The sequence below is a fragment of the Pseudoclavibacter caeni genome, from assembly GCF_008831125.1.
Taxonomy (GTDB): domain Bacteria; phylum Actinomycetota; class Actinomycetes; order Actinomycetales; family Microbacteriaceae; genus Pseudoclavibacter_A; species Pseudoclavibacter_A caeni.
Map to the genome: position 1 here is coordinate 315,563 of NZ_WBKA01000001.1, position 12,239 is coordinate 327,801.

11 protein-coding genes are annotated in these 12,239 nt (G+C 60.9%); 9 read left to right on the plus strand and 2 right to left on the minus strand.

Features of this window, described 5'->3' with window-relative positions:
* The first annotated feature begins 15 nt into the window (after positions 1 to 15).
* The 8 genes from glf to F8O02_RS01525 are packed head-to-tail and all read left to right on the plus strand — an operon-like array spanning position 16 to position 9,206.
* Positions 16 to 1,236 (plus strand): UDP-galactopyranose mutase, encoded by a 1,221-nt coding sequence (gene glf, locus F8O02_RS01490; RefSeq protein ID WP_158035410.1) that lies wholly within the window; start codon positions 16 to 18, stop codon positions 1,234 to 1,236.
* Positions 1,233 to 2,936, plus strand: coding sequence for a glycosyltransferase (locus tag F8O02_RS01495; RefSeq protein ID WP_158035411.1), 1,704 nt, complete (start codon positions 1,233 to 1,235; stop codon positions 2,934 to 2,936). The genes glf and F8O02_RS01495 overlap by 4 nt, the downstream gene beginning before the upstream one ends.
* The gene (locus F8O02_RS01500) at positions 2,927 to 3,853 is read left to right on the plus strand and encodes a glycosyltransferase family 2 protein (RefSeq protein WP_218859515.1); all 927 of its coding nucleotides are present in this window, start codon (positions 2,927 to 2,929) and stop codon (positions 3,851 to 3,853) included. Before F8O02_RS01495 ends, F8O02_RS01500 begins: the two co-directional genes overlap by 10 nt.
* Positions 3,850 to 4,971 carry an acyltransferase family protein gene (locus tag F8O02_RS01505; protein ID WP_158035415.1) on the plus strand — a complete coding sequence of 374 codons (1,122 nt, stop codon included), beginning with the start codon at positions 3,850 to 3,852 and terminating at the stop codon, positions 4,969 to 4,971. Before F8O02_RS01500 ends, F8O02_RS01505 begins: the two co-directional genes overlap by 4 nt.
* Complete coding sequence (locus tag F8O02_RS01510; protein WP_158035416.1) at positions 4,971 to 6,875, plus strand: DUF6541 family protein; 1,905 nt, start codon at positions 4,971 to 4,973, stop codon at positions 6,873 to 6,875. Before F8O02_RS01505 ends, F8O02_RS01510 begins: the two co-directional genes overlap by 1 nt.
* Before the next feature lie 17 nt (positions 6,876 to 6,892).
* On the plus strand, positions 6,893 to 7,582 hold the full coding sequence (locus F8O02_RS01515; protein WP_158035418.1) for a glycosyltransferase family 2 protein: 690 nt from the start codon (positions 6,893 to 6,895) through the stop codon (positions 7,580 to 7,582).
* A 17-nt stretch (positions 7,583 to 7,599) separates the two neighbouring features.
* Positions 7,600 to 7,962, plus strand: a complete 363-nt coding sequence (locus F8O02_RS01520; protein ID WP_158035419.1) for a DUF2304 domain-containing protein — start codon at positions 7,600 to 7,602, stop codon at positions 7,960 to 7,962.
* Positions 7,959 to 9,206, plus strand: coding sequence for a polysaccharide biosynthesis protein (locus F8O02_RS01525; protein ID WP_158035421.1), 1,248 nt, complete (start codon positions 7,959 to 7,961; stop codon positions 9,204 to 9,206). The genes F8O02_RS01520 and F8O02_RS01525 overlap by 4 nt, the downstream gene beginning before the upstream one ends.
* A 208-nt stretch (positions 9,207 to 9,414) precedes the next feature.
* Here the strand turns inward: F8O02_RS01525 and F8O02_RS01530 are convergent, their stop codons facing one another.
* Both F8O02_RS01530 and rfbA read right to left on the minus strand, forming a co-directional pair.
* Positions 9,415 to 10,278 (minus strand): glycosyltransferase family 2 protein, encoded by an 864-nt coding sequence (locus F8O02_RS01530; protein ID WP_158035424.1) that lies wholly within the window; start codon positions 10,276 to 10,278, stop codon positions 9,415 to 9,417.
* An 8-nt stretch (positions 10,279 to 10,286) separates the two neighbouring features.
* The gene (rfbA, locus tag F8O02_RS01535; protein WP_158035426.1) at positions 10,287 to 11,153 is read right to left on the minus strand and encodes a glucose-1-phosphate thymidylyltransferase RfbA; all 867 of its coding nucleotides are present in this window, start codon (positions 11,151 to 11,153) and stop codon (positions 10,287 to 10,289) included.
* 80 nt (positions 11,154 to 11,233) lie between these two features.
* On the opposite strand from rfbA, the gene rfbB reads away from it, so the two are divergent.
* On the plus strand, positions 11,234 to 12,235 hold the full coding sequence (rfbB, locus tag F8O02_RS01540) for a dTDP-glucose 4,6-dehydratase (RefSeq protein ID WP_158035428.1): 1,002 nt from the start codon (positions 11,234 to 11,236) through the stop codon (positions 12,233 to 12,235).
* The last annotated feature ends 4 nt before the right edge of the window (positions 12,236 to 12,239 follow it).

A 12,239-nucleotide genomic window follows, 5' to 3' on the forward strand; every position in this document is an offset into this window, starting at 1 on the left:
CCCGGGTAGGCTAGCATGACGTGGTCTTGGGCGGCCGCAGGCTTCCGCGCCATCGGAAAGGACAACGACTCCATCGTGACAGACGCAGACACTGATCTCCTCATCGTCGGCTCCGGCTTCTTCGGCCTCACCATCGCCGAGCGAGCGGCCACCCAGCTCGGCCTCAAGGCCACCATCATCGAGCGGCGCGGCCACATCGGCGGCAACGCGTACAGCGAGATCGACCCCGAAACCGGCATCGAGTACCACAAATACGGGGCGCACCTGTTCCACACCTCGAACGAGCGGGTGTGGGAATACGTCAACCAGTTCACCTCGTTCACGAACTACCAGCACCGGGTCTACGCCACACACAACGGCGAGGTGTTCCCGCTGCCGATCAACCTGGGCACCGTCAACCAGTTCTTCCGTGCGGCCTACGGCCCGGACGAGGCCCGTGCGCTGATCGCCGAGCAGGCGCAGGAGCTCGGCGGCAAAGAGCCGGAGAACCTGGAGGAGAAGGCGATCTCGCTCATCGGCCGCCCGCTGTACGAGGCGTTCATCAAGGGCTACACCGCCAAGCAGTGGCAGACGGCCCCGACGAAGCTCAGCCCTGAGATCATCACCCGGCTGCCCGTGCGGTACACCTACGACAACCACTACTTCAAAGACACGCACGAGGGCCTGCCGGTCGACGGGTACACGCCGTGGCTGGAGCGGATGGCCGATCACCCGAACATCGAGGTGCGGCTGAACACCGACTTCTTCGACGAGTCGCAGCCGCTGAACAAGACCGCGATGGCTGGGAAGGTGCCGATCGTCTACACCGGCCCGATCGACCGCTACTTCGATCACACGCTCGGCGCGCTCTCCTGGCGCACGCTCGACTTCGAGAAGGAAGTCAAGCCCACCGGTGACTTCCAGGGCTGCGCGGTGATGAACTACTCGGATGAGGACGTGCCGTTCACCCGCATCCACGAGTTCCGGCACTTCCACCCCGAGCGTGACTACCAGACGGAGAAGACGCTCATCATGCGCGAGTACTCGCGCTTCGCCGGCGGCGGTGACGAGCCGTACTACCCGGTGAACACGCCGGAAGACCGCGAGAAGCTCGAGGGGTACCGCAAGCTCGCCGAGGCCGAGCCGAACGTGCTCTTCGGCGGCCGGCTTGGCACCTACAAGTATCTGGACATGCACATGGCGATCGGCTCGGCCCTCAGCCGGTTCGACAACGTCGTGCGCGGGTGGTTCGCATGAGTCAGAAAGAATATTCGCCGATTGGGCATCTGTTCGAGCTCTCCCGCCCGGACGAATGGGACAAGCTTAACGAGCGGCTGACGGAGCGTCAGCGTCGTCTGGCGATCGCCGCCATGTCCTATCATGCGCTGCTCAACCCCGACCGGGAGTTGGAGTACCGATTCGGGCTCGGTCGCAAAGACCAGTACCCGCGGCTGACGGACGGCTCATCCTTGGATGGTGTTCTCGTCGATGACACCGAAAGCTTGGGTATCGTCCATGCGCGTGGAGTCGCTCCTCACACGACTGCTTTTCCCGCGCATTATTGCATCGGTGATCAGCTGGCACCGGATCCGAATCAGCGGTTCATTCTGCTCACCCCCGATGAAGCGACAGATGCGGATGTTCGCGGGGCATGGCAGGAGAGGTTCCCGCAGCGTGTCTACGATCAGCTTGAGCGCACGGCTCCTGCGATCCTTGACGTGATCAGGGAGCAGACGACCCGATGGCGGTTGCGCCATCTGCATGAGCAGGTGCCTCCACGGCGTGTACTCACGGCCTCGGAGGAAGCCCGGGCCCGGGGCATCCGGAGGCCGGTTCAGGACGTCACGCCCGGGGATCCGGTGAGTGGTGCACGTCCAGCGGTCATCGTCGGCATGCACTGGCTGCAGACCGGCGGTGCAGAGCGGTGGGCAATCGAGACGGTCGAGCTGGTTAAACAGGCTGGTCTGCTGCCCATCGTCATCACTGACCATGAGTCGCAGCAGCCATGGATCACGCGGCCTGAGATGGACGGCGCTCTGGTGCTCCCGCTCACCTTTCCTAGTCAGGAGCGCGCGGGTGACGAACCGCTACTCCGAGCATTGATCGAGGCGTTCGACCTTCGCGGAGTGCTCGTGCATCACAGTCAGTGGCTGTATGATCGACTCCCTCAGCTGAAGCGCTTTCGACCGCAGGCGGAGGCCATCGACAATCTGCACATAATCGAGTACACGGGGGGTGGCTTCCCCGCTGCAGGAGTGCATGAGGATCGATTCATCGATGAACATCTCGTGATCTCTCCGCAGCTCAGCGACTGGCTGACGAAGACGAATCGCATCGATCCGGCAAAGGTTGTACTGGCACCTCTGTCTGGCCTCACTGTGAAGGACATCCGGTCACCTGAGCCGCGGGAGGCATCAGCACCGTTCGTCGTCAGTTTCGTTGGGCGTCTTGCACGGCAGAAACGGCCGGATGCCTTCCTTCTTCTCGCTCGCAGGCTGATGAGGGAGAACCCAAGAGGCTACAGATTCATTCTGCACGGTGACGGCGAGATGAATGAGACCGTGGCAGCGTTGATCGCCCGCCTTGGTCTCGCCTCTGTTCTGGAATGGCGTCGGTCGGATCAGCCCGTGCGTGACACGCTCGGTGAATCTGATCTGCTGGTGATCACCTCGCGAAACGAGGGGATCACCCTCACCACGTTTGAAGCTACTGCTGCCGGGGTTCCGGTGCTCTCCACGGATGTCGGCTCGCAGAGGACGGTCATTCCATCCGAGGGCCTGCTCCCACGTGGAACAGCACGCATGGTCAGCAGTGGCTCACAGGTAGTCCAGAACCTGGCTGCGGATGAGGCGCTTCGCCTCCAGCTGTGGAGCGAGGAACGACGTCTGATCGATCAGTTCACAGCGCGGCCGTCGGCCACGGAATGGATGAGAGGCAGGATCGACTCATGGGCGTGAAGGTCGCCGCGGTCGTCGTCACGTACAACCGTCTCGAGAAGCTGAAGAAAGTCCTCGCTGCTCTCGAACGGCAGACTAGACGGCCCGATGCCTTGGTTCTGCTCGACAACGCCTCTACAGACGGGACTCGGGAATTCCTTGATGCATACCAAGGGCCGTTCGACCGCATCGATGTGACGCATCTGTCTGTGAACACGGGTGGTGCGGGCGGATTCTCTGCGGGGATGAACAGAGGGTATGCGCTCGGCGCTGACTTTGTCTGGGTCATGGATGATGATGGCTACCCCGAGCCGGAAGCCCTCGAACGGCTCGAAGCCGGGTATCAGGCCGCTGTTCAGGTGAGTGGCCCCAATGTGCCCTTCGCCTGTTCGATGGTGAAATTCATCGATGGGACCATCTGTGAGATGAACAATCCAGTGCCCACATGGGACTGGGGGCGAGCACTCGCACTCGGGGTGAACGTTGTGACCGTCGAACGCTGCTCGTTTGTCTCCGTCCTGATCCCGCGCTGGGTGCTGGAGATGTACGGGCTGCCGTACAAGGAGTATTTCATCTGGTTCGACGATGCCGAATACACGACGAGAATCTCTCGGACCTGTCCAGGTGTGCAGGTTCTCGACAGTGTGGTGATCCATGACATGGGGCGCAACAAAGGTGTCAACTTTGGCATGATCGATGAGCACAATGCGTGGAAGTTCCGCCACGGCATCCGCAACGAGGCTTCATATCACCTGCATCATGAGGGACGAGCCGAATACCTACTGTTCTGCGCCACTGTCGAGCGTCAGATGCGTCGAGGCGGGGTGGACCCGCGGCTCCGCGTGCAGATGACGAAGGAACTTCTAGCGGCTGTCCGGTTCAACCCGGTGATCGACTACCCGACTCCTTCCGCTGAAGTCGCGGAGCTGGGAGCATGAACGCTGGGCGTCTGCGTATAGACTCGCTCACCGGGTTGCGGTTCTTTGCTGCCATCTGGGTGGTGCTCTTCCACATTCGGGGTAATCTTCAGCAGGAATACCCGGTGGCTTATCGTGTGGTGGAACCCGTGATTGCCTACGGCGAGTATGGTGTCGATCTGTTCTTCGCGCTGAGCGGGTTCGTCCTAGCTCTCGCATACAGTGAGCGGCTTGGCCAGCGGTGGTCGTGGAAGGCGACTGGGAAGTTCTACTGGGCTCGCTTCGCTAGGATCTGGCCGGCTTACTTCTTCATGCTGCTGTTCACCGCCTTCTGGCATCTGAGCTTCGTCTGGAGAGACATCGCCGATCCGGTGGCTCCTCGTGACCTGTCATGGGGGAGCTTTCTCCGGCAAGCGTTGATGATCGTGCTCTGGACTGAGCCGAACAGTGATCGGCTCACGTGGAATGGAGCCGCTTGGACAGTCTCCGCGGAGATGCTGGCTTATCTGGTGTTTCCGGCCTTCGCGTTGATCGTGCATCGGCATGTGTGTCAGGCACGAGCTCGCACGTTAGCCGCTTGGACACTGCTGCTCATCCTGCCGTTGGGGATCGTGGCGATGCGATCAGGGCTGTATGCTCCATGGATGTGGGTGCTGCGCATCGCCTGCTCGTTCGGTGCTGGCTACATGGCCTTCTTCCTCATGCTTCGCATCCGTGGCCGCACATGGGCCAAGCGCTGGAGTGGGGCATTTGTCGGCATCTCGCTTGTCGGCGCGTTTCTCTGGCTCAGCTTCTGCCTCGGTCTGGGGGAGCATGACAGGGGCAACATCGTCATCGTGCTCTTCCCCTTCCTCCTGACGGCGCTGTCCATCGACCGTGAGTGGATCGCCAGACTGATGGAGCTGCCGGCAGCACAACTCGGAGGAAAGATCTCCTACAGCATTTACTTGGTGCACATGCCGATCATCGAGATTCTCTGGTACCTGCAGACATACCACAAGAGCACATGCAGCCCTGATCAGCCCGCGGCGAAGATCGGCTTCCTGCTCATCCCGATCGTGGTCACGCTCGCCGGATACCTGCTCTGGCGTTTCATCGAAGAACCGGCCCGAAGAATGTTGAAGAAGGTGATCTCGTGATGCCTGACAACTGGTGGGCGTTCAGCATAGCTGTCGTAGTGGGGGTGGTGCTCTTTTGGGTGCCAGGGCTGGTCGCTCTGCTCATCGCCCACCATCGAGCCCCATTGGGAGCACTCCTTGCCGTGCCTCCAGTGATCAGCGTTGCGGTGGTCGGCGTCGCTGCCGTGATGCTGCAATTGATCGGCGGATCGTGGACTCTGGCATCCGCCGGAGCTGTTGTCATCGTCAGTGCTGTGCTTCTCGGCGTCGTGCTGCGTGTGTCTCGAGCCCCGAAATGGCAGTGGTCAGCATCGGGCATAGGGTTCAGGCGGGCATGGTGTGGAGCAGCCATCGGTGGCGTGACGCTGGCTGTCCTCTTCTTACAGGCACTGCCGGCCCCGGAGGCCTTCGAACAGACCTTCGACACTGCCTTCCATCTCAACGCGGTTCAGTACATCGTGCAGCACGGAGACGGGTCGGCATTGACCGTCTCGTCGATGACGGGGAATGGCGGTTTCTACCCGACTGCCTGGCATGATCTGGTCTCACTGGTTGTGATGGCCACAGGTGTTCCGGTTCCACTCGCGGCCAACGCGCTGAACACAGTGATCATCGGGGGCGTCTGGCCTTTGGGCATGGCCTTCCTGGCCTGGGCTCTCTGGCCGGCGCAAGGCTGGGCGGGTTTCGCCGCCGGTGTTCTCTCCGCTGCGATGCCGAGCTATCCGTTCCTTTTCTTCTACTTCGGATCGTTGTATCCGAATCTGCTGGGGCTGGCAGTGCTGCCGGCCAGCTTGGTCATCGGGCTCCGAGCGGTGCGACTCGTGCCGCAACTCGATGCCGAGTCGACGATCAGCAGCCTGATCATCCTCGCCGTGGCAGTGGCTGGGTTGGGGCTTGCGCACCCCAACGCGCTGCTTGCTGAGATTGCTGCCATGGTCATCGCAATATCGGTACAGGCAGTGGTTCAGGCAAAAGCCCACTGGAACTGGTGGTCGGGCGCTGCTCGAATGGGCATGATCGCTTCCGTTGTTCTGTTGTGGTCGGCTTTGCTCTTGGTCTGGCGCACTGTGCGGCCAGACCCGACGCAGGCTCATCTGGAATCTGGGCTGACAAGCGCCCACGCAATCGGGGAGGTGCTCACCAATGCGCAGGGGAGCGGAGTCGTCGTTGCGGTGGTCTCTGCGTTCATGCTGGTTGGGGGATACTTGCTGATCAGACGCCGGGATCTCTTCGTCGTTGTACTTTGGGCATTGACTGCCATGACATTCGTCATCGTCGCGGGCAGTCCATCGGCGCGCCTGCGCTTGCTCTTCGGCGGAGTCTTCTACCAGGATGCGAACCGGATCGCTGCTCTGCTTGCTGTGCCTGCGGTGCTGCTGGCTGCATTTGGCATGAGCACGATGCTTGAACGGCTTGGTGGATGGCGAGGCCCCCACACGGCTCGTGCGCTGACCGTGATGATCGTCATTCCCGGAATCGTCTGGCCGCAGTCAGCAGGTCTCGACCATCTGCACTGGTCCTTTCAGGTTTTCGACAGCTCGGTCATGATCCGATCTTCGGAGATGGAAGTCGTTCAAGACCTGACCCGTGACGTGCCGGCTGATGACAGGGTCATGGTGATTCCGATCGGTGGAGGCGTCTTCGCCTATGCCTTGACCGGCAGAGAGGTCACCCCTGAACACTTCTTCTACACGGAGACCGACGCAGAGCAGTACATCCGTGAGCATATTGATGAATCTTCGACGCCACAGCTCTGCGCCGCACTGCAGGACTCGGATGTCCGATACCTCCTCGATTTCAACAGGATCACAGTGGGGATTCCCAGCGGTCCGGACCTCGAAGATGGGGGGGCCAACAACACCCGGCTGATCGAGCAGGATGGGGATGCAAGACTGTTGAAGATCACCGCCTGCGGGCTGGACTGACGGAACGGAAGGGAAAGATGACGCGGAAGAGCAGTCGCGAGGAACTCACGTGGCTGATTGTCCCTCTATACAACGAAGGGCCAGTCGTCGGGGAGGTGATCGCCGAGGCGGTCAAGACATTTCCACACATCGTCTGTGTCGATGATGGCAGTTCCGATGGGTCCGGTGACGTCGCGTTGGACGCCGGAGCCGTCGTGCTGAGACACCCGATCAATCTGGGACAGGGAGCGGCGCTGCAGACCGGTCTGACCTTTGCGCTCGGGCATGATCCGCAGGCGTGTTTCTTCGTCACCTTTGACTCTGACGGACAGCATCGCACCGAGGATGTGCAGCACATGATCCGCAGACTCGATGACGATGATCTGGACGTGGTGCTCGGCAGTCGATTCCTTGATGATGAAACGAATATGACTAGATTGAAGCGCGTGATTCTGAAAGCAGCTGTCGTATTCGAGAACCTCACCACCGGCATCCGTCTGACGGACGCGCATAATGGTCTTCGCGCCTTCAGCCGGCACGGGGCCCAGCAGATTCACATCACACAGAATAGGATGGCGCACGCGTCGGAGATCACCTCCCAGATCGCGCATGCACATCTCCGGTATGCAGAAGAGCCGGTGCACATCCGGTATACGGACTACAGCAGAGCGAAGGGGCAGTCGGTGTGGAACGCCGTCAACATCCTCGGCGATCTGTGGCTGCGCTGATCGAAGGAGCACATTCCATGAGTCAGATTCTCATAAAGATCGTTCTCATCGTGGCCTTCGGGCTGCTCGCGCTGTACCTCATAGCGCCGATATCCGGTCAGCGTGGGCTGGCCATTCGCAAGATCGTCTATCTGCTTCTTTTTGCTGGAGCGGCCCTGGCCGTGCTGTTCCCATCATGGATCAGCCAACTGGCCAGATCGCTCGGCATCGGGCGCGGCACCGACCTGCTGCTCTATGGACTCATAGTGGTCTTCCTCGGCGTCTCATTCTCATTGCGCCGGAAGATCAAGATGCAGGAGGTCGCTATCACAGAACTCGCTCGCAGCATCGCTATCGACAATCCTCGTCTTCCCGGGGCGTCTGACGCTTCGAGCAGGTGAGCACGCGACGATCAGGTCTCGCTGGCACCGGTGTCGCCAGCGTCGCATCGGCGACAGTGTTCGCTGCCGCGAGTGGCTTTGTCGTGACATTGCTCGCTGCGCGACTGCTTCAGCCCGCTGAGTATTCGCAGTTCGCCACGGCCTGGGCGATTCTGTATATGGCTGTCGCAGCGCTGAACGGTGTTCAACAGGAGACAGCGCGATCGACGACGGAGCTGCAGCGTACTCGACAGCCGGGGGACCATGCGATGCCGGCCGTGCTGCTGCTGGCTCTCGTCGTGGGGCTGGACGTTGTTGTCGTCCTCTTCGTTGTCCCGGGTTACGCCATGCTTGCTGACGGGGCGATCTGGTTTGTCTCGTTCATGGTGTTCTTCATCGCTGGACAGATGCTTCTGTCGGGAGCGCTGGTCGGCACTGATCGGCTCGCCTCTTATGCGTCAGTGACTATTGTCGAATCCGGGGTTCGGCTGGCCCTGTTCCTGTTGTCTGCTGTGTCCCTGCTCCGTGGTGATCTGTTCAGTCTGGTAATCTATGCAATGGTTCCATTCCTCGCCTGGTTCGTAGTGGGAATTCCAACCGGATGGGTGAGGACAACAGTGGCCGTGCGTGGTGAGGGCAGCTGGCGGCGACAGCTTCGGTCGTACCTGACGGTCGGTGCCGCCGCGTTGGTGACCGGCCTATTGACCACAGGCATGCCGGCGCTGCTCTCAGGGATGCTCCTGGGAGCGGATGCGGGCACACTGGGTACGATCATTCTCGTCGTGACGCTCACTCGGGCACCATTGATGATGCCGCTCACTGCTTTTCAGAGCACCATTGTGGCGTATCTCGTGAAACGACGGTTGGACATTCAGATTGTGCTCAAGACCGTGGTGGCTGTGATCGGGGGAGGCATCTTTCTGGCTGCGTTGGCGGGCATGATTGGGCCGCTGCTGCTGCGTTGGCTGTTCGGAGACGCTTACGCGGCCACCGGGTGGATCCTGTTCGGGGCGACATTTGCCTCGATCAGTCTGGCGCTGTTGTTTCTCACTGGGGCATGGGTGCTCGCTAGGGGGAGCCAGAGCGGTTACCTGTTTGTCTGGGCTGCAGGAGCGGTCGGCACAATCGGGTGCCTTCTCATCCCGTTTGACCCCTGGTCGAGGACCATAATTGCTCTGACGCTGGGCCCTTTGACTGGCGTGTTGATCGGAGTATTTCTGTCTGCACACAACAGTCGAGATGGTTCTTTACCGTTGTCTATGTAGGCGACTAATTGCTTTGCGGAGAGCCCCTCCAATGGGAGTCGGCCTGCTGCTCTGCTGGAAATCTGGGTTTTATTTTGGAGGTTTGTGGGCGAATACTGATACAGTTCTGAGAATTCCAGGTGATGCCGTTCCCCTGTCAGCCAATAGGGAAGATCGGTCCGGCCGAAGCGTTCCACGCGAAAGCCTGTTGTCGACTCAAGTAAATCGGTCAGCGAGTCGATTTGGGAATGAGATGAGTGCGCAAGCGGGCCAGCATCGCATGCAGGCGTGAGGTGATGTGCAGTCGAGATGCACGTGCGGACCGTCGCCAGCCAAGGGCCTCGAAGATGGCGGTTTGAGCCTCGAAGAAGTGCTGTTCCTCAGTGAATCGCGGGCCATTTATTGCCTGTGCAGATGACACAGAACGAGCGTGACGGCGGTATTGGAATGTTGGTGCACCCCCGTCAATGAACATCGCCCCACCGCGGACGAGCACCTTCACCAAGAGATCGAGATCGATTGTGACGAGGGCTTCCGTGTCGAAGCCTAGCGGCTGGATGGCATCAGTTCGCCATGCAAGCGACGGGAAATAGCTCCAATTGCCGCTCATGAGACTCGCCGCAAGCCGATCGCCACTATGGATGCCGGGGACTCCGCGATGTGGGCGGAGCACTGCCTTGACGCGGTCTGCCAGGGGTGTGGTCGCAGTTCCGGACTTGTCGATGACCTGAACAACAGGTTGGTAGACGTCGAACTGGTGCGCGGCGTCCGCGGCGCACAGCCTTGTAGCATACCCGGGGAGGAGACGATCGTCATCACCGAGGAAAACGGTGAACTTACCCGTGCTCAGGGTCAAGCAACGTTGGAAATTAGACCCCAGGCCGAGATTCACATCATTTCTCAGATAGGTGACCCTGTTGTTGTCGAGCTGGTCGAGCCAAGGGCGAATGTCCCCATATGGGCTCTGGTCGTCGACGATGGTCAGTCGCCAGTCCCCGGGCTGCCTGAGCACGCTCATCACCGTCTGCTGGAGAAAATCTACAGAGCCGTAATATGGGATGAAGAAGTGTACGTATGAGCTCTTTGCAGGCATGACAGGTTTCAAATCTTGCTGAGCAGTTCGAGTAGCCGTTTGCCGTATCCGCTTTTGCGGAGTGGTTCGGCGGTGCGGCGGAGGTCGTCGTCTGTGAGGAATCCTTGCCGCCAGGCGGTTTCTTCGGGGGAGCCGATGAACAGCCCCTGCCGAGCCTGGACGGTGCGGATGAAGTTGGTGGCGTCGTTGAGACTGTCGAAGGTGCCGGTGTCGAGCCAGGCGGTGCCGCGGGGGAGGACTTCGACGTGGAGCTGGCCTCGTTCGAGGTAAGTGCGGTTGACGTCGGTGATCTCGAGTTCCCCGCGGGGTGAGGGCTTGAGGGTCTTGGCGATGTCGATGACCTGGTTGTCATAGAAGTACAGGCCGGGGACGGCATAGTCGCTCTTCGGGTGGACGGGCTTCTCCTCAAGGGAGATGGCCTTGCCGGTGTGGTCGAATTCGACGACGCCGTAGGCGGTGGGGTCGGAGACCTGGTAGCCGAACACGGCGGCGCCGGTGATGTGGTTGAAACGTTTCAGCTGGGTGCCGAGCCCGGCACCGTAGAAGATGTTGTCGCCGAGAACAAGGGCGACGCTGTCGGAACCGATGTGGTCTGCGCCAAGGATGAAGGCCTGGGCGAGCCCGTCCGGGGAGGGCTGGACCTTGTAGGTGAGGTCGATGCCGAACTGGGAGCCGTCGCCGAGCAGGTGGCGGAACTGTTCCTGGTCGTGCGGAGTGGTGATGATGAGGATATCCCTTATCCCGGCAAGGATCAGGGTGGACAGGGGGTAGTAGATCATCGGCTTGTCGTAGACGGGCACGAGCTGCTTGCTGATGCCGTACGTGATCGGATGCAGTCTGGAGCCGGTCCCCCCGGCGAGGATGATGCCACGCATGCAACCCATTCTCCCACACGGCGCACGCCCGACGCTCTGCGAAGCCTCGGGCACGCGGGTGGCCCGGTAGACTGGTGGGCATGACTGAGCTTGTGGTGACCGGTGGAGCGGGGTTCATCGGGTCGAATTTCGTGCGGCATGTAGTACGGGTCAGGCCCCAGTGGCATGTGACGGTGTTGGACAAGCTGACATATGCGGGAAATCTGGCAAATCTGGCTGGTCTGCCGGAGGACCGGGTGGCGTTCGTGCGTGGGGATGTCGCGGACGCGGATGTGGTGGATGGCGTGGTGGGCGCTGCGGATGCGGTGGTGCATTTCGCGGCGGAGTCGCACAATGACAACTCGCTGCGGGACCCTCGGCCGTTCGTGGACACAAATCTGGTGGGGACGTTCACCCTGTTGGAGGCGGTGCGTCGGCATGGGGTGCGGTTCCATCACATCTCCACGGACGAGGTGTATGGGGATCTGGCGCTGGATGCCCCGGCCCGGTTCACAGAACACACCCCATACAACCCGTCATCGCCGTACTCGTCGACGAAGGCGGGCAGCGACCTGCTGGTGCGGGCGTGGGTGCGGTCATTCAACGTCCAAGCGACGATCTCGAACTGCTCGAACAACTACGGGCCGTACCAATATGTGGAGAAGTTCATCCCCCGACAGATCACGAACGTCCTCTCCGGCATCAGGCCGAAACTGTATGGGGCGGGGTTGAACGTGCGGGACTGGATCCACACGGAGGACCATTCCTCCGCGGTCGTGGAGATCCTCGAGCACGGCCGGATCGGGCAGACGTACCTGATCGGCGCGGACGGGGAACAGAACAACCTGACCGTGGTGCGCATGATCCTGGAGCTGATGGGGCGTGACCCGGACGACTTCGAGCATGTCAACGACCGGCCCGGCCATGACCGCCGGTATGCAATCGACTCCACGAAGTTGCAGGAGGAGCTCGGCTGGCAGCCCCGATACACGAACTTCCGGGAGGGTCTGAAGGCCACGATCGACTGGTACACGGCTCACCGAGACTGGTGGGAGCCGGTCAAGGCCCAGGTCGAGGCTACGTACGCGAAGGCGGGACAGTGACCGA